Here is a 16,904-nt window from a genome sequence, read left to right on the forward strand (position 1 = left end):
GTCCGGTGGAGGCGACCACCGGGTCCGGGCCCTCGGTGTTTCACGGACCGGGAGTGCCCGGTTCCGGGGGCCTTTCGTGCCTCAGAGGCAAAATGTACGGACAAATCAGCCGAGGTTCTCCATGATGTCTTGCGACTTGTGGCGATACGGGCCTAGTTTAATGTCCGTACATTTGGCCAGGGAGGGCCCCCTTGATAACCAAGCATCACCGGATCGTGATCATCGGCGGCGGGACCGCGGGGATCTCGGTCGCGGCTCGGCTGCGCCGGGCCGGCGAGCAGGACGTCGCAGTGCTCGATCCGAGTGACCAGCACTACTACCAGCCGCTGTGGACGCTGGTCGGCGGCGGGCGGGCGCCGCTGTCGGAGAGCATCCGGCCGCAGGCGTCCGTCATGCCCAAGGGCGTGGCGTGGATCCGCCGGGCCGCCGTCGCCATCGACCCCGAGGCCCGGGAGGTGACGCTGGACGACGGCGGCATCGTCTCCTACGACCACCTCGTGGTCTGCCCCGGCATCCAGCTGGACTGGGACCGGATCCCCGGCCTGGAGGCCGGGCTCGGCAAGGACGGCCTGTCCAGCAACTACCTGCCGCAGTACGCCCCCGCGACCTGGCGCTTCATCCGCGAGACCCGCTCCGGCAGCGCGGTGTTCAGCATGCCGACCGGTGCGATCAAGTGCGGCGGCGCCCCGCAGAAGATCGCCTACCTGGCCGCCGACCACTGGCGCGAGCAGGGCGTGCTCGGCAAGATCGACGTCCACCTGGTGATCCCCGGCGCCGCCATCTTCGGCGTCCCGGAGTTCGCCCGGGTGCTGGACGACGTGGTGCGCCGGTACGGCATCACGGTGCACTACGGCAGCGAGGTCACCGAGGTGCGCCCCGACGCCCGCGAGGTGGTCGTCACCGACCTGGGGAGCGGCGGCACCACGACCCTGCCGTACGACGTCGCCCACCTGGTGCCGCCGCAGAGCGCCCCGGACTGGGTCAAGCGCAGCCCGCTGGCCGGCGCCGACGACCCGGCCGGCTACGTCGAGATCGACAAGCACACCATGCGGCACGTCCGCTACCCCAACGTGTGGGCGATCGGCGATGCCGGGTCGTCCCCGAACTCCAAGACCGGCGCCGCCGTGCGCCAGCAGGCGCCCGTCCTGGTCGAGAACCTCCTCGCCGCCCTCAACGGCCGTGAGCCCAAGGCAAGGTACAACGGCTACTCGTCCTGCCCGCTGACCACGGCGCGCAACAAGATGCTGCTCGCCGAGTTCGACTACAGCGGCCGGCCCACCCCGTCGATCCCGGTGATCAACACCATCCGGGAGCGCACCGACATGTGGTACCTCAAGCGGCGCGGCCTGCCCTTCCTCTACTGGAACCTGATGCTCCGCGGGCTCGCCTGAGCCCTGCGGCCCCTCGCCCTTCACCCGTCGCCACCCCGCGACGTCCCCCTCATGCCCTCGCCCTCAAGGAGCAAGCGATGACGACGCCTGCCGGCCCCCTGGTCTTCGTGCAGTTCTACCTCGACTGCCTCTCCCACGCCTCGTACCTCGTCGGTGACCGCACCACCGGCCGGGCCGTCGTGGTCGACCCCCAGCGCGACGTCCAGGAGTACATAGCCACCGCCGAACAGCACGGTCTGACCATCGAGCGGGTCATCGAGACCCACATCCACGCGGACTTCCTCTCCGGCCACCTGGAGCTGGCCGAGCGCACCGGCGCGCGGATCTCCTACGGCTCCGCCGCCGCGCTCGACTTCGACACCGACCCGCTGGGCGACGGCGAGCACCTCGGCCTCGGTGAGGTCGACCTGGAGATCGTGCACACCCCGGGCCACACCCCGGAGTCGATCTGCGTCATCGTGCGCGAACACGCCGGTGACACCGTCCCGTTCGGCGTGCTCACCGGCGACACCCTGTTCATCGGCGACGTCGGCCGCCCCGACCTGCTGAGCTCGCGCGGCCGCTCCGCCGAGGAGATGGCCCGGCTGCTCTACCACTCCACCCGCGCCCTGCTCGCCCTGCCCGACGACACCCGGGTCTACCCGGCGCACGGGGCCGGCTCGGCCTGCGGCAAGAACCTCTCCAGCGAGCTGAGCTGCTCGATCGGCAACCAGCGCCGCGGCAACTACGCGCTGGCCGAGATGACCGAGGACGAGTTCGTCGCCGTGGTGACCGCCGGCCAGCCCGCCGTGCCCGCCTACTTCGCGTTCACCTCGGTGCGCAACCGCCAGGCCCGTCCGGTCCTGGACGAGGACACCCCCGTTCCGGCGCTCACCCCGGAGGCCTTCCTGGAGGCCAGGGCCGGCGGCGCCACCGTGCTGGACACCCGGGACCCGGAGGCGTTCGCCGCCGCCCATCTGCACGGCGCGGTCAACATCCCGCTCGGCGGGCGCTTCGCCGAACTCGCCGGCCAGGTGCTCGACGCCCAGGACGCCACCATCCTGTGCGGCGACCCGGACGATGCCGTCGAGGCCCGCACCCGGCTGGCCCGGATCGGCTTCGACCGGGTCCTGGGCGCCCTGGACGCCCCGGTGGAGGCGGTCGACGCCGCCCACCTGGCCACCGCCGGGCGGGTGGACGCCGACCCGCTCGCCGAACAACTCGCTTCGGCCGAGCGGGACTTCGAGCTGCTGGACGTCCGACTCCCGGGCGAGATCCAGGAGAAGGGCACCCTGCCCGGCGCCCGGCTCCTCCCGCTGCCCGAACTGCTCGCCCGCCTGGGTGAGTTGCCGACCGAGCGGCCGCTGACCGTGATCTGCGCGGGCGGCAACCGCTCCTCGGTGGCCGCCTCCGTGCTGCGGGCCCGCGGCTTCGAGGCCATCGACCTGCGCGGCGGCTTCGCCGCCTGGAACGGTGAGGTCGTCCGGCCCGCCGACCAGGCCCCGGACGGCGTCACGCCGTGAGCGTCCTGATCACCGCTCTGCTCTGCGGAGCCGTGGTCGGGGTGGCGCTCGGCGGGCTCGGCGGCGGCGGGGGAGTCCTCGCCGTCCCGGCCCTGGTCTACCTGCTGGGCCTGTCGCCCGCCGAGGCCGGGACCACCAGCCTGGTCATCGTCACCGCCACCACCGCCACCGCGCTCGCCCGGCACGCCGGCACCGGCACCATCCGGTGGCGGACCGGCGCGCTGTTCGCCGCGGCCGGGGTGCTCCCCGCCATCGGGGCGTCCGTGCTCGCCCACCGCATCCCGCAGCCGGTGCTGACCAGCGCGTTCGCCGTCCTGGCGGCGCTGGCCGCCGCGGCGATGCTGCGCGGCGCGGCGCGGCGGGGGCGGGCCGAGGAGGGCGGCGAGGCCGCTCCGTCCGGTCCGGCCGCCGGGCGGGGCGGACCGCTGGGCACGGTCGCGGCCGGTGCCGGGCTCGGGGCGGTGACCGGGCTGCTCGGCGTCGGCGGCGGCTTCCTCGCGGTGCCCGCGCTGGTGTCGGTCCTCAAGCTGCCGATGCGCCGGGCCGTCGCCACCAGCCTGGTCGTCGTCCTGATCAACTCGGTGGTCTCGCTGGTCACCCGGCTGGGCGTCGCGGGCATCTCCCTCGATCCGGCGGTCTTCCTGCCGTTCGTGGGCGCGGCCGTCCTCGGCGCCTGGGACGGCAAACGGCTGGCGGCCAAGCTCTCCGGCGCCGCGCTGCAACGGGCCTTCGCCGTCCTGCTGCTCGCGGTGGCCGCCTTCATGCTGGTCGGCGTGCTGATCTGACAGCAGCCACCTCTCGGGCGCCCGCCCCAGCGGCGGGCGTCCGATTTTGTGCAATCCCCCCGGAGGTACGACCATTCACCAGGTGTCCCGCACCACCCATTCGACCCCTGATCCCCAGGACGGCGCCGTGACCTCCAGGCCCCTCATCCGATCCGCGGGCAGTCCGCTCTGGGCGCAGCTGCGCGCCGACCTGCTGCGCCGGCTCGACGAGGGCGAGTTCCGCGACGTCTTCCCCGGCGAGCTCGACCTCGTCGCCGAGTACCGGGTCAGCCGGCACACCGTCCGCGAGGCGCTGCGCAAGCTGCGCGAGGAGGGGTTGGTCACCGCCCAGCGCGGCCGGGCCTCGCGGTTCACCGCGAGCCGCCCGCTGGAGCAGGACGTCGGCGAGGCGTACAGCCTGTTCCGGGCCGTCGAGGAGGTCGGCGCCGTGCAGCGCAGCGTGGTGCGCGCGCTCGACCGGCGCGCCGACGGCGTCATCGCCGCCCGGCTGGGGCTGGAGGAGTCCACGCCGCTGGTCTACCTCGAACGCGTCCGGCTGGCGGACGAGGAGCCGCTGGCCGTCGACCGGATCTGGCTGCCCGCGGACGTGGCCCGTCCGCTGCTGGACGTCGACTTCACCCACACCTCGCTCTACGACGAGCTCGAACGCCACTGCGGCCGCCGGATCAGCGGCGGTTGGGAGCGCATCCGCGCCGTGGTGCCCGGCCGGGGCGAGCGGATCCTGCTGGACTGCCCCGAGACCACCGCGCTGCTCGCCATCGACCGGCTCGGCCACGACACCGACGGGCGGGCGATCGAGTGGCGGCAGACCCTGGTGCGGGCGGACCGCTTCGCCGTCGCCGCCGCCTTCACCGGCCAGGACTACCGGCTGGGCGCCCCGGTCCAGACCCCCTGACGCCCGAGGTCCGGGCCCCTGGCGCCCGATGTCCGGACCCCCTGGCGTCCGAACGCTCGCGCTCCGGCGGAGGGTGGCCCAGAATCGATGGGTGAGCTCCTGAGAGGGGCCTGGACATGGCGTTCTTCCATCTGCTCAACCCGCACGACGAGAGCCACAGCGCCGGGAGGGCGGGCTGGCTGCGCGCCGCCGTGCTCGGGGCCAACGACGGACTGGTGTCCATCGCCAGTCTGATGATCGGCCTGGCCGCGAGCGGTGCGAGCACCTCGGTGGTCGCCACCGGCGGCCTGGCGGGCCTGTCCGCGGGCGCGCTGGCGATGGCCGCCGGCGAGTACGTGTCGGTGAGCTCGCAGGTCGACATCGAGAACGCCGACCGGGCCAAGGAGGCCCGCGAGCTGGCGGAGCGGCCGGAGGCGGAGCTGGCCGAACTGGCCGGCATCTACCGGGACCGCGGCGTGCCCGAGGAGCTGGCCCGGCAAGTCGCCGAGGCGTTGCACGCGGCCGACCCGCTCCAGGCGCACCTGCGGGACGAGCTGGGCCACAGCGAGCAGGGCGCCGCCCGGCCGCTCCAGGCGGCGCTGGCCTCAGCCGCCAGCTTCCTGGTCGGCGGCCTGGTGCCCTTCCTCGGCCTGCTCGGCGGCTCCAGCGCGGCCCGCGCCTGGCTGATCGTGCTGCTCACCCTCTGCGGCCTGGCCGTCGCGGGCCTGCTGGCCGCCCGTGCGGCCGGGACCGGAGTGCTGCGGCCCACCCTGCGGGTGGTCGTCGGCGGCGGACTGGCGATGGCCGTCACCGCCGCCGTGGGGCAGCTCGCCCAGGTCTCCGGGGTGTGAGAGGGCCGGAACGCACCGCGCCCCGCCGGACGTGTGGGGTCCGGCGGGGCGATTTCGTGGAGGTACGGCGGCTACTCGGCGATCTGGATGAGCCGGACCGGGCAGAGCGAGGCGCTCTGCCGGACCACCGCGTGCAGTTCCGCGGGCGGCTCCTCGTCGAGCAGTGTCACGATGCCGTCCTCGTCCTGGTCGAAGACGGCGGGGGCGAGCATGACGCACTGGCCGGCCGACACACACCGGTCGGGGTCGATGCTGACGCGCATGGTGGGTTTCCCTCGCTCGGTGGGGTGGTTACCAGGTGACGGGCAGTTCGTGGACGCCGTAGACCAGCGCCTCGTCCTTGAACTTCAGCTCGGACATCGGCACGGCCAGCTTCAGGCCGGGGATGCGCCGGAACAGGGTGCCCCAGACGATCTCCAGCTCGATCCGGGCCAGGTTCTGCCCGATGCACTGGTGGATGCCGTAGCCGAAGGCGAGGTGGCTGCGGGCCTCCTCGCGGCGGATGTCCAGGGTGTCGGCGTCCGGGAAGACGCTCTCGTCGTGGTTGGCGGAGTTGTTGAGGGCGAGGATGCCCTCGCCCGCCTTGATCACGACGCCGTCGAGCTCGATGTCCTCCACCGCGACCCGGGCGGTGCCGGAGTCGGAGATGCTGAAGAAGCGCAGCAGCTCCTCCACCGCGCCGGGCAGCAGCTCCGGGTCGGCCTTGATCGCGTCGAGCTGCTCCGGGTGCTCCAGCAGGCCCAGGACGCCGAGCGAGATCATGTTGGCGGTGGTCTCGTGCCCGCCGACCAGCATCAGCCGGGCCATGGTGACGATGTCCGTGTGGTCCGCGATCGGCTCTTCGCGGTTCTTCTCGATGAACCGGCTGATCAGGTCGTCGCCGGGCTCGGCCCCCTTGGCGGTGACCAGCTTGTCCAGGTACATGTCCAGGCCCATGACCGCGGCGCCGTACTCCTCCGGGCTGATGTCGTGGTTCATCATCAGCGCCGACCACTCCTCGAACTGCGGGTGGTCCTCGTACGGGACACCGAGCAGCTCGCAGATCACCAGCGAGGGCACCGCCAGCGCGAGCGAGGAGACCAGGTCGACCGGTCCGCCCTTGGCGAGCATCGCGTCGATCCGGGCGTCCACGATCTCCTGGATCCGGGGGCGCAGCGCGCGCATCCGGCGGGCGGTGAACTCGGGGATCAGGTAGCGGCGCTGGGCGGTGTGCTCCGGCGGGTCCATCGAGAGCAGCATGAGGCGGACCTCGCGCAGCATCTCCTCGGGGATGTGGAACTGGTGCGGGTAGCCGGGGAGCTTGAGGTTGGAGCTCACCCGGGAGTCGCCGAGCACCGACCTGACGTGCTCGTGGGTGGTGACCAGCCAGGCGGGCTTCCCGGTGACCTTGAGGACCGCCTGGGAGAGCGGCTCGGTCTCGCGGAGCTTGGCGTACTGCTCCGGCGGGCTGAACGGACAGGCGCGGGTCATCGGGAAGTTCGGCAGGTCGGAGGCCAGGTGGTCCTGGGTCATGGTGCCCTCTCGGAGTCGGGTTCGAGACTGGTCGGACGGGCCCTGGGTCACCAGGTGACGGGCAGCTCGTACATGCCGTAGACGATCGCGTCGTCCTTGAACTTCAGCTCGGACATCGGCACTTCGAGCTTCAGGCCGGGGATGCGGCGGAACAGGGTCTCGTAGACGATCTCCAGCTCGATCCGGGCCAGGTTCTGGCCGATGCACTGGTGGATGCCGTAGCCGAAGGCGAGGTGGCTGCGGGACTCGCGCCGGATGTCGAGGGTGTCCGCGTCGGGGAAGACGCTCTCGTCGTGGTTGGCGGAGTTGTTGAGCGGCAGGATGCCCTCGCCCGCCTTGATGACGACGCCCTCGACCTCGATGTCCTCCAGCGCGACCCGGGCGGTGCCGGCGTCGGAGATGCTGAAGAAGCGCAGCAGCTCCTCGACGGCCTTGGGCAGCAGGCCCGCGTCGGCCTTGATCGCGTCCAGCTGGTCGGGGTGCTCCAGCAGGGCCAGGGTGCCCAGCGCGATCATGTTGGCGGTGGTCTCGTGGCCGGTGACCAGCATCAGCCGGGCCATGCTCACGATGTCGGCGTGCTCGACGGAGGGCTCGGCGCGGTTGGCCGCGATCAGCCGGCTGATCATGTCGTCGCCCGGGGTGGTCTCCTTGATGGTGACCAACTGGTCGACGTACTGGTCGAGTTCGTAGTGGGCCAGGCCGCGCTCGGCGTCGCTGATGTCCTGGTTCATGATCTGGCCGGCCCAGTGCTCGAAGCGCGGGTGGTCCTCGTACGGGACGCCGAGCAGTTCGCAGATCACCAGGGAGGGCACCGGCAGCGCGAGCGAGGCCACCAGGTCCTGCGGGCCGCCCTTGGCGAGCATCGTGTCGATCTGGGCGTCCACGATCTGCTGGATCCGCGGCCGCAGGGCGCGCATCTGGCGCAGGCTGAACTCCGGGGCCAGCAGGCGCCGCTGCACGGTGTGCTCGGGCTGGTCCATGGAGAGGAAGGTGAGCGGGACGGCCTGGAGCATCTCGTCCGGCACCGGCACCTGGAGCGGGTAGCCGGGCAGCTTGAGGTTGGCGCTCACCCGGGAGTCGCCGAGCACCTTCTTCATGCCCTCGTAGGTGCTGACCAGCCAGGTGGGCTTGCCGTTGACCTTGAGGACCGCCCGGGAGACCGGCTCCTTCTCTCGGAGCTCGGCGTACTGCGCCGGCGGGCTGAAGGGGCAGGAACGCGGCATCGGGAAGGCCGGCGGCTGAGTGGCCGTACGGTCCTGGTCGGCAGTCTGGGTCATGGTGCCCTCTCGCACTACTCGAACGAACTCATTCGAACGCTGCTCGCACGTTAGGCGCCCCGATCGCCGCACCACACCCCCTGCCGACCCCTAGGGGGTGTGGTGCGGATCCCTGCCGGGTGCGCCAAGACCCGCAAGGCGCCCCCTGGCCACTGTGGCCTGCGCCACTGCCCCCCGTACCCCTATCGCGGCCGGGCCCGACCTAGGGGCCGCTAGGGGTCCAGCCGGGCCGTCGGGGCGCGTTAGCGTCGGGACCGGATCACGATCCCGTGCACCCCGAACACGTCTGTCGACAAAGGTGGTTACCGTGCCCCTGGAGCCGAGCGCTAAGGGAACCGTCCCGTTCGGGGAGTACCGGACCTGGTACCGGGTCACCGGCGATCTCCAAGCGGACAAACCGGCCGTGGTGGTGGTCCACGGCGGCCCCGGCAGCACCCACGACTACCTGCTCCAGCTGACCGAACTCGCGGACCAGGGCTGGCCGGTGGTGCACTACGACCAGCTCGGCAACGGCGGCTCGACGCATCTGCCCAACAAGGGGCCGGACTTCTGGAAGGTCGACCTCTTCGCGGCCGAACTGTCCAACCTGCTCGAAGAGTTGGGCATCGCCGACAACTATGTGCTGTTCGGCCAGTCCTGGGGCGGCCTGCTCGCCGCCAAGCACGCGATGACCCGGCCGGCCGGACTGCGCGGCCTGGTTGTCGCCAACTCGCCCGCCTCCTACCCGCTGTGGCTCAGCGAGATGGCCGTGCTGCGCGCCCAGCTGCCGCCGGACGTCCAGGAGACCCTGCTGCGCCACGAGGCCGCTGAGACCTTCGAGTCGCCCGAGTACCTGGCCGCCATGCGGGTCTTCTACGACCGCCACGTGTGCCGGATCCTGCCCTGGCCGCGGGACTTCCTCTCCTCCTTCATGGAGATCTACAACGACCCGACCGTGTACTACACGATGAACGGGCCCAACGAGTTCCATGTGATCGGCACCCTCAAGGACTGGTCGATCATCGACGAGCTGGACCTGATCCGCACGCCGACGCTGCTGATCAGCGGCAAGTACGACGAGGCGACCCCGGTGACGATGCAGCCGTACTTCGACCGCATCCCCACCGTGCGCTGGGAGATCTTCGAGAACTCCAGCCACTGCCCGCACCTGGAGGAGTCCGAGCGCTTCACCGAGGTCATGGTGGGCTTCCTGGACGAGCTGGCCAACCCGACCTGGTCGGCCCAGCCGGTGGCGGAGGAGGCCCAGTGACGACGAAGCGGACCGCGATGGTCTTCCCCGGCATGGGCCCGGCCTCCTTCGAGGACGTCGGCCGGTTCATGGTCGCCAACCGCTTCGCCCGGGAGCTGGTCTCGGTCGCCGACGAGGTCCTCGGCTACTCCCTGGTGGACGCCTTCCGCGAGGCCGACGGCGACTACTCCGAGGCCGCCCAGGTGGCCTTCCTGGTGAACTGCCTGGCCAGCGCCGAATGGGCGCGCTCCGTGCTCGGCGTCGAGGCCGAGGCCGTGCTGGGCGCCAGCTTCGGCGAGAAGGCGGCCGTCGCCTTCTCCCGGGCGCTGCCGGTGGCCGAGGCGGTGCGGATGACCGCCGAACTCGCCCGCCTGATGGACGACTACTTCAGCCGGGAGCACACCGACGTCGTGGTGCTCTCCTTCGTCCGCACCCCCGAGGAGAAGCTCGCCGAGATCCTCGCCGAGCTGGACGCGCAGGGCGAGTGGCACGACATCTCCTGCTACATCGACGAGGGCTTCTTCATGCTCTCGCTGCGGGAGTCCCGGGTGGAGTGGATGCAGCAGCGGCTGCGCTCGATCGGCGGGATGCCGCTCTACACCATGCGCCCGCCGCTGCACTCGGGCGCCTTCGGCGGGCTGCGGGAGGAGGTCGAGCGCGAGGTGCTGTCCACCCTGAGCTTCACCGACCCCAAGCTGCCGGTGGTGGCCGACCAGGACGGCGCGCTGCTCACCACGGCCGAGCAGGTGCGCACGATGCTGCTGGACAGCATCACCCGCCCGCTGCGCTGGCCGGACGCGCTGGCCGGGCTCAAGGAGTTCGGCGTCGAGCGGGTCTGCGTGGCCGGCCCGGACAGCCTGTTCGGCCGGGTCTCGTGCACCACCGCGAACTTCGAGGTGCTGCCGGCCAACCCCCGGCTGGCGATGACCCCCAGGCGCCGGTCCGCCCTCGGCTGAGCGCCGCGGCGCGGGCCACCCGCGCCGCACCCGACGAACAACGACACTGATGGAGTTCACCATGTGGGACGAGACGTTCGAAGAGACCCTGCGCGGCTTCCTGCCCTTCCTCCCCCCGGGCGAGGCGCTGGCGGAGGACACCCCGCTGCGTGAGTTCGGCCTGGACTCGCTCGGCACCATCGAGCTGCTGGGCCGGCTGGAGGCCGCCTACGACATCCGCTTCCTGGACGACGCGCTGACCCTGGAGACCTTCGAGACCCCCGCCGTGCTCTGGAAGACCGTGTCGGGCCTGCTGCCCGGCGTCCAGGCCTGACGGAACGAGGGGACACGAAAGGGCCACCACGATGGATGACACCGTGGACCTCGCGCTGGCCGGGCGCTTCCTGCGCGGACTCGCCAAGTCGGCGGACCGCCCGGCGGTGCGGGCGGGCGGGACCAGCCTGACCTACCAGGAGCTGCACGAGCGCGCGCTGCTGCTGGCCGGGTCGCTGCTGGCCCACCTGCCGTCGCGGCCTGCGGCGATCGGCGTCCTGGCGGGCAAGGGCCCCTCGGCGTACGCGTCGATCCTGGCCGGGCTGTACACCGGGATCACCATGGTCCCGCTCCAGCCGGCCTTCCCCGCCGCCCGCACCCGCCAGATGATCGAGGCGGCCGGAGTCGGCGCGATCATCGCCGACGACGACTCGCTCGCGGCGCTGACCGGGCTGCGGGAGGAGGGCGTCGACCTGCCGGTGCTGTTCGCCCCGGGCGGCCAGCCGCAGCCGGCCGTGCCGGTGGCGGAGGGCAGCGCCCTCGCCGAGCCGGTGGCGGTGCGCGGCGAGGACACCGCGTACGTCCTGTTCACCTCGGGCTCGACCGGCCGGCCCAAGGGCGTCCCGGTCACCCACGCGAACACCCACCACTACTTCGGCCTGCTCGACGAGCGGTACGACTTCGGTCCCGAGGACGTCTTCTCGCAGAACTTCGACCTCAACTTCGACTGCGCGATGTTCGACCTGTTCTGCGCCTGGGGCTCCGGCGGCACGCTGGTCGTCGCGCCGCCGCAGGCCTACCGGGACATGCCGAGGTTCATCGCCGACAACGGGGTGAGCGTCTGGTTCTCCACCCCCAGCGCGATCGCGCTGGTGCGGCGGATGGGGGGCCTGGGGCCCGCCACGATGCCTTCGCTGCGCTGGAGCTTCTTCGCCGGCGAGGCGTTGAGCTGCCAGGACGCGGGCGACTGGCTGGCGGCGGCGCCGCAGTCCACGCTGGAGAACCTCTACGGGCCGACCGAGCTGACCATCACCGTCGCCGTCCACCGCTGGGCCGGCGAGGACGCGCTCAACGGCATGGTGCCGATCGGCTCGGTGCACGGCGGACACCGGGCGCTGCTGCTCGACGCCGACGGCGACGAGAGCGCCATCGAGGGCGAACTGTGCATCGCCGGGCCGCAGTTGACCGCCGGATACCTCGACGCGGGCGACGACGTGGGGCGGTTCTTCGACCGCGATGGCCTGCGCTTCTACCGCACCGGGGACCGGGTGCGCCGGGCGGACGGCGGCGAGCTGCTCTACCTGGGCCGGGGCGACGCCCAGGTGCAGGTGCTCGGCGTCAGGGTGGAGCTGGCCGAGGTGGACGCCGCGGTGCGCGACTGCCCCGGCGTGCAGGACGCGGTCACCGTGGCGGTGCCGGCGGGCGGCTCGGTGGAGCTGGCGGTCTTCTACACCGGCGAGGAAGTGCCGGTGGCCCAGCTCGCCCGCGAGCTGCGCAAGGTGCTGCCGGTGGCGATCGTCCCCAAGCGCTACCGGCACTTGGCCGAGTTCCCGCTGAACTCGAACCGGAAGATCGACCGCAAGCAGCTCGCACTCCAGGCCGCGACGACATCCGAGTGAGGCTCACAATGGAGAGGACGGACACACGCCGTGAGTGGTGACGCGATACCGCAGGCCGAGCCGGCCGTGCTGGTGCACGGGGTGCTCGACGAGGCGACGGCGGACGCCGCGCCCGATGCCGTCGCGGTCAGCGACCGGGACGGGCGCTGGACCTACCGGGAGCTCGCCGAGCACAGCCACGCGGTCGACGCGTGGCTGGAGGCGCGCGGGGTGCGCCCCGGCGACCGGGTGCTGGTCCAACTGCCCAGCAACCGGGCCCTGGTGGCGCTGTTCTACGGCACCGCCCGGCGCGGCGCCGTCCTGGTGCCGCTGAACCCGGGCATGAAGGACTACCACCTGCGTTCGGTGCTCGGCAACGCCGAACCCCGGCTGGTGATCGTCGCCGACACCGCGGTGGAGCGCATCGCCGAGCTCTCGCCGGTCGAGGTGCTGGGCTCCGGCGAGTTCTGGCCCGAGGTGACGGCGCTGCACGCGGCCGGCGCCCGGGCCGCCGAGGCGCGGCGGGTCGACGCCGACGACGTCGCCGTCCTGGTCTACACCTCCGGCAGCACCGCCGCCCCCAAGGGCGTCATCTGCCCGCACCGCCAGATGGTCTTCGCCTCCCGGGCGATCAACCAGGAACTCGGCTACCGCCCCGACGACGTGGTGTTCTGCCGGTTCCCGATCTCCTGGGACTACGGGCTCTACAAGATCCTGCTCGCCGCGCTCGGCCGCTCCGAACTGGTGCTCGCCGACACCGACTCGGACCTGGTGCTGCTGCGGCGCATCCGCGAGAGCGGCGCGACCGTGGTGCCGATCGTGCCCTCGCTGGCGGCGATGATCTGCTCGCTCGCCGACCGGGACCCGGGCGGCGAGTCCAGGGTGCGGATGTTCACCAACACGGGCGCCGCCCTGCCCAAGACCACGGTGGACGCGCTGCGCACCGCCTTCCCCGGCGCCGAGGTGATCCGCCAGTTCGGCCAGACCGAGTGCAAGCGGATCTCGGTGCTGCCGCCCGCGTTCGAGGACATGAAGCCCACCTCGGTGGGCCGTCCGCTGCCCGGCACCCGGGTGCTGATCCTCGACGAGGACGGCGTCGAGGTGCCCACCGGCGTGGCCGGCGAGATCGTGGTCGAGGGCCCGCACGTGATGCCCGGCTACTGGCGGGCGCCCGAGCTCACCGCCAAGGCCTTCCGGACCGACCCGGCCAGCGGGCAACGGCGCCTGCACACCGGCGACTTCGGCAGCGTGGACGAGGACGGGTTCCTCTACTACGAGGGCCGCCGGGACGACATGTTCAAGCGCAAGGGCGTGCGGATGAGCACGATCGAGATCGAGGCGGCCGCGATGGACATCCCCGGTGTCCAGGCCGCCGCGACGCTGCCGCCGACCGAGGACCGCGACCTCGCGGTCTGCGTGGTGGGCGACCTGGCGCCGCACACCGTGCTGCGGGAGCTCTCGCTGCGCCTGGAGCCGGCCAAGGTGCCGGGCCTGTGCCGGGTGGTCGACGAACTGCCGCTCACCCTGCACGGCAAGCACGATCGCCAGAAGCTCGCTCAACTCTTCGAAGGGGCCACCTCGTGACCGGCTACGCCGAGCTCGCCAAGCGCTTCGGTACTCCGTCGTACGTCTACGACCTGGACCGCATCGCGGCCGCCCGCCGCGACCTGTTCGCCGCGCTGCCCGAGCAGGTCGAACTCTTCTACGCGGCGAAGGCGAACCCGCACCCCGAGCTGCTGCGCGAGATGCGCGCCGGCGAGGGCCGGCGCTGCCGGGCCGAGATCAGCTCCACCGGCGAACTCGCCGCGGTGCTGAGCGCGGGCTTCGAGGGCAGCGAGATCCTCTACACCGGCCCCGGCAAGACCGAGGAGGAGCTGACCGAGGCGCTGGGCGCCGGGGTGCGGCTGTTCTCGGTCGAGTCGCTGGGCGACCTGCGCAACGTCGGCCTGGTCGCCAGCCGCCTCGGCGTCGTCGCCACCTGCCTGCTGCGGGTCAACAGCGCCAGCGCCAGCGCCACGTCGAGCATCCGGATGACCGGGGTGCCCTCCCAGTTCGGCTTCGACAGCGAGACGCTGCCCGAGCTGCGCGACCAGCTCTTCGACGTGCCGGGCACGGACGTGGCGGGCGCGCACTTCTTCCCGCTCAGCAACGCCAAGGACGAGGCGAGCCTGATCGGGGAGTTCCAGCACACCATCGAGGTGGCCGCCCGGGTCCAGGAGGAGCTGGGCACGCGCTTTCGCTTCGTCGACATCGGCGGCGGCTTCTCGGTGCCGTACGCGGTCCGCGGCGAGCGGCCGGTGTACGGCAACCTCCGTGAGGCGATGGCCGGTTCGCTGGACGAGTGGTTCCCGGGCTGGCGCACCGGCGAGGTGAAGTTCGCCGTCGAGTCCGGGCGCTACCTGATCGGCGACAGCGGCACCCTGATGGTCGGCGTGGTCAACCTCAAGGAGAGCCGCGGCCGGCGCTTCGTGATCCTGGACGGCGGGATCAACATCTTCGGCGGCATGTCGGGGCTGGGCCGGATCATGCCGGTCTCGGTGCGCCTGGAGGACGAGGGCATCCCGCTGGAGCAGATCGCCAGCCTGGTCGGCCCGCTCTGCACCCCGGGCGACGTGCTCGGCCGCGACATCGAGCTGCCCGCGCTGGCGCCCGGCGACGTGGTGAGCATCCCCAACGCCGGCGCCTACGGCCCGACGGCCAGCCTGCTGATGTTCCTCGGACGCCCGGCGCCGACCGAGATCCTGGTCCGCGGCGAGGAGTTGGTCTCGGTGTCGCGGATCGAGCACGTCCGCGCCTACCAGCACGGCCAGGAGCTGTGATGACGCCGCCCGTCGAGCAGAGCGAGCCCAGCGCGTCGAACCTGCCCGTGGTGGCGGCGCCGAACCAGCCCGCCGTCCCCCGGCGGGACGCGACGGTGATCGTCGCGGGCGGCACCTCCGACTCGCACACCTGGAACCTGGTCTTCCTCCAGCTGCTGCTGGAGGAGCTGGGGTTCGACGTGGTCAACCTGGGCCCCTGCGTGCCCACCGACCTGCTGGTGAGCGAGAGCCTGGCCCGCCGCCCGGCGCTGCTGGTGGTCAGCAGCGTCAACGGGCACGGCTACCAGGACGGCATCCGGATGATCGGCAAGGTGCGCGAGCAGGCCGAGCTGGGCTCCATGCCGGCCGTCATCGGCGGCAAGCTGGGCATCGCGGGCGCCCAGAGCGCCGAGCAGCTGGCCGAGCTGGTCTCGGCCGGCTACGACGCCGTCTTCGACGACGGCGCGGAGGGCATCGCCTCCTTCCGGCGGCTGCTCGACTCGCTCCCGCAGCGGGTGCTGACGTGAGCGGGGGCGAGGTCGGCGGGCTCCGCGGCTTCGGCGAGCTCGCCGGGTACGGCAGCTTCGGCGGGTTCGTCCGTCGGGCGAGCCAGGCCGGCGAACTCGTGGTGCAGCCCCGGATGGGGATGAGCGACCCGGAGGTGATGCGGGCCGGACTGCTGGCCACCAAGGGCGCCGGCGGCCGTACGGTCGGTACCGTCACCCTGGACAGCTACACCCGGGTCAACGACCTGGAGTCCGCCGAACTCGCCCTGCTGGAAGGCGTATCGCTCAACGGCTACCCGATCGTCAGCCACGACCTGGAGACCACCCGGCGGGTGCTGGACGGCATCTACGGCCCGGACTTCCCGGTCCAGGTCCGGCACGGCTCGGCCGCGCCGCTGGACATCTTCCGGGCGCTGATGCGGGTCGGGCTGGACGCCTCGGAAGGCGGCCCGATCTCCTACTGCCTCCCGTACGGGCGCATCCCGCTGAGCCAGTCGGTGGAGAACTGGTCGCGCTCCAGCGACCTGTTCAGCCGACTGCGCGAGATCGGCCGGGAGCCGCACCTGGAGACCTTCGGCGGCTGCATGCTCGGCCAACTCTGCCCGCCCAGCCAGCTGGTGGCGATCAGCGCGCTCGAAGCGCTGTTCTTCCACCAGCACGGGCTGCGCTCGATCTCGGCCAGCTACGCCCAGCAGACCCACAAGGGCCAGGACGTGGAGGCCGTGTTCGCGCTGCGCCGGCTCTGCGCCGAGCTGCTGCCGGACACCGACTGGCACGTCGTCATCTACGCCTACATGGGCGTCTACCCCACCACGCCGCACGGGGCGCTGGCGCTGCTCGGCGACGCGGCCGAGCTGGCCGCCTCGACCGGCTCGGAGCGGCTGATCGTGAAGACGGTCGCCGAGTCGGTGCGGATCCCCACGGTCGCGGAGAACGTCAGCGCGCTGGAGCACGCGGCCGCGCGCGCGGCCCGCACCGAACGGGTCGCCGACGACGGCGGCGACTCGCAGGTCTACGCGGAGGCCGCGGCGATGGTCTCCGCGGTGCTGAACCTGGACCCGGACGTCGGGCGGGCGATGCTGCTGGCCTTCCAGCGCGGGTACCTGGACATCCCCTACTGCCTGCACCCCGACAACCAGGGGCGCACCCGCAGCTACCTGGACGGGGAGGGGCGGCTGCGCTGGGCGAACATCGGCCGGCTGCCGCTGGCCGGGGTGGTGGAGGCCGGCGAGTCCCACACCGTGACCTCCAGCGAGCTGCTCGGGTCGCTGTCCTACATCCGCTGGAAGTTCGACGACGAGGCGATTGCCGCCGGGCCGGGCCACGCGCTCGCCGGCGGTGCCGGCTGAGCCGGTGTGACGGGGGCGAGACGCG

Annotated in this window: 16 protein-coding genes; 13 read left to right on the forward strand and 3 right to left on the reverse strand. The window is 72.2% G+C overall.

Annotation, left to right across the window (positions count from 1 at the left end; genetic code table 11):
• The first annotated feature begins 191 nt into the window (after positions 1-191).
• From QWJ13_RS13895 to QWJ13_RS13915, 5 genes are all read left to right on the forward strand, one after another.
• Positions 192-1,391 carry an NAD(P)/FAD-dependent oxidoreductase gene (locus tag QWJ13_RS13895; protein WP_316524331.1) on the forward strand — a complete coding sequence of 400 codons (1,200 nt, stop codon included), beginning with the start codon at positions 192-194 and terminating at the stop codon, positions 1,389-1,391.
• Positions 1,392-1,468: 77 nt separating this feature from the next.
• Positions 1,469-2,893, forward strand: a complete 1,425-nt coding sequence (locus tag QWJ13_RS13900) for an MBL fold metallo-hydrolase (protein WP_316524333.1) — start codon at positions 1,469-1,471, stop codon at positions 2,891-2,893.
• The gene (locus tag QWJ13_RS13905) at positions 2,890-3,678 is read left to right on the forward strand and encodes a sulfite exporter TauE/SafE family protein (protein ID WP_316524335.1); all 789 of its coding nucleotides are present in this window, start codon (positions 2,890-2,892) and stop codon (positions 3,676-3,678) included. The genes QWJ13_RS13900 and QWJ13_RS13905 overlap by 4 nt, the downstream gene beginning before the upstream one ends.
• A 127-nt stretch (positions 3,679-3,805) precedes the next feature.
• Positions 3,806-4,573: a GntR family transcriptional regulator gene (locus tag QWJ13_RS13910; RefSeq protein WP_316524337.1), complete on the forward strand. Its 768-nt coding sequence runs from the start codon at positions 3,806-3,808 to the stop codon at positions 4,571-4,573.
• Positions 4,574-4,689: 116 nt separating this feature from the next.
• The gene (locus QWJ13_RS13915) at positions 4,690-5,403 is read left to right on the forward strand and encodes a VIT1/CCC1 transporter family protein (RefSeq protein WP_316524339.1); all 714 of its coding nucleotides are present in this window, start codon (positions 4,690-4,692) and stop codon (positions 5,401-5,403) included.
• 71 nt (positions 5,404-5,474) lie between these two features.
• On the opposite strand, the gene QWJ13_RS13920 is transcribed toward QWJ13_RS13915, so the two are convergent.
• The 3 genes from QWJ13_RS13920 to QWJ13_RS13930 are packed head-to-tail and all read right to left on the reverse strand — an operon-like array spanning position 5,475 to position 8,192.
• On the reverse strand, positions 5,475-5,666 hold the full coding sequence (locus tag QWJ13_RS13920) for a ferredoxin (protein WP_316524341.1): 192 nt from the start codon (positions 5,664-5,666) through the stop codon (positions 5,475-5,477).
• Between the two features lie 28 nt (positions 5,667-5,694).
• Positions 5,695-6,915: a cytochrome P450 gene (locus tag QWJ13_RS13925; protein WP_316524343.1), complete on the reverse strand. Its 1,221-nt coding sequence runs from the start codon at positions 6,913-6,915 to the stop codon at positions 5,695-5,697.
• A gap of 47 nt (positions 6,916-6,962) precedes the next feature.
• The gene (locus QWJ13_RS13930; RefSeq protein ID WP_316524345.1) at positions 6,963-8,192 is read right to left on the reverse strand and encodes a cytochrome P450; all 1,230 of its coding nucleotides are present in this window, start codon (positions 8,190-8,192) and stop codon (positions 6,963-6,965) included.
• A 307-nt stretch (positions 8,193-8,499) separates the two neighbouring features.
• Between QWJ13_RS13930 and QWJ13_RS13935 the strand changes: the two genes are divergently transcribed.
• Genes QWJ13_RS13935 through QWJ13_RS13970 form a run of 8 tightly spaced genes read left to right on the forward strand, consistent with a single transcriptional unit; the run spans position 8,500 to position 16,879 of the window.
• A complete protein-coding gene (locus tag QWJ13_RS13935) occupies positions 8,500-9,441 on the forward strand; it encodes a proline iminopeptidase-family hydrolase (RefSeq protein ID WP_316524347.1) in 942 nt (313 codons plus the stop codon).
• 17 nt (positions 9,442-9,458) lie between these two features.
• A complete protein-coding gene (locus QWJ13_RS13940; protein ID WP_316525162.1) occupies positions 9,459-10,376 on the forward strand; it encodes an ACP S-malonyltransferase in 918 nt (305 codons plus the stop codon).
• 49 nt (positions 10,377-10,425) lie between these two features.
• A complete protein-coding gene (locus QWJ13_RS13945; protein ID WP_432277501.1) occupies positions 10,426-10,689 on the forward strand; it encodes a phosphopantetheine-binding protein in 264 nt (87 codons plus the stop codon).
• Positions 10,690-10,720: 31 nt separating this feature from the next.
• On the forward strand, positions 10,721-12,247 hold the full coding sequence (locus QWJ13_RS13950) for an AMP-binding protein (protein ID WP_316524349.1): 1,527 nt from the start codon (positions 10,721-10,723) through the stop codon (positions 12,245-12,247).
• Between the two features lie 30 nt (positions 12,248-12,277).
• Positions 12,278-13,810, forward strand: coding sequence for an AMP-binding protein (locus QWJ13_RS13955; protein WP_316524351.1), 1,533 nt, complete (start codon positions 12,278-12,280; stop codon positions 13,808-13,810).
• On the forward strand, positions 13,807-15,045 hold the full coding sequence (locus QWJ13_RS13960; RefSeq protein WP_316524353.1) for a type III PLP-dependent enzyme domain-containing protein: 1,239 nt from the start codon (positions 13,807-13,809) through the stop codon (positions 15,043-15,045). The genes QWJ13_RS13955 and QWJ13_RS13960 overlap by 4 nt, the downstream gene beginning before the upstream one ends.
• Positions 15,045-15,551, forward strand: a complete 507-nt coding sequence (locus QWJ13_RS13965) for a cobalamin B12-binding domain-containing protein (RefSeq protein WP_316524355.1) — start codon at positions 15,045-15,047, stop codon at positions 15,549-15,551. The genes QWJ13_RS13960 and QWJ13_RS13965 overlap by 1 nt, the downstream gene beginning before the upstream one ends.
• Positions 15,548-16,879 carry a methylaspartate mutase gene (locus tag QWJ13_RS13970; RefSeq protein ID WP_316524358.1) on the forward strand — a complete coding sequence of 444 codons (1,332 nt, stop codon included), beginning with the start codon at positions 15,548-15,550 and terminating at the stop codon, positions 16,877-16,879. The genes QWJ13_RS13965 and QWJ13_RS13970 overlap by 4 nt, the downstream gene beginning before the upstream one ends.
• Positions 16,880-16,904: the final 25 nt, after the last annotated feature.

The sequence above is a fragment of the Kitasatospora brasiliensis genome (assembly GCF_032654805.1).
GTDB lineage: Bacteria > Actinomycetota > Actinomycetes > Streptomycetales > Streptomycetaceae > Kitasatospora > Kitasatospora brasiliensis.

Coding starts and splice junctions, on each gene's coding strand:
- QWJ13_RS13925 (WP_316524343.1), bottom strand. CDS start 6,915: ATGACCCAGGACCACCTGGCCTCCGACCTGCCGAACTTCCCGATGACC.
- QWJ13_RS13915 (WP_316524339.1), top strand. CDS start 4,690: ATGGCGTTCTTCCATCTGCTCAACCCGCACGACGAGAGCCACAGCGCC.
- QWJ13_RS13950 (WP_316524349.1), top strand. CDS start 10,721: ATGGATGACACCGTGGACCTCGCGCTGGCCGGGCGCTTCCTGCGCGGA.
- QWJ13_RS13965 (WP_316524355.1), top strand. CDS start 15,045: ATGACGCCGCCCGTCGAGCAGAGCGAGCCCAGCGCGTCGAACCTGCCC.
- QWJ13_RS13940 (WP_316525162.1), top strand. CDS start 9,459: ATGGTCTTCCCCGGCATGGGCCCGGCCTCCTTCGAGGACGTCGGCCGG.
- QWJ13_RS13900 (WP_316524333.1), top strand. CDS start 1,469: ATGACGACGCCTGCCGGCCCCCTGGTCTTCGTGCAGTTCTACCTCGAC.
- QWJ13_RS13920 (WP_316524341.1), bottom strand. CDS start 5,666: ATGCGCGTCAGCATCGACCCCGACCGGTGTGTGTCGGCCGGCCAGTGC.
- QWJ13_RS13945 (WP_432277501.1), top strand. CDS start 10,426: ATGGAGTTCACCATGTGGGACGAGACGTTCGAAGAGACCCTGCGCGGC.
- QWJ13_RS13930 (WP_316524345.1), bottom strand. CDS start 8,192: ATGACCCAGACTGCCGACCAGGACCGTACGGCCACTCAGCCGCCGGCC.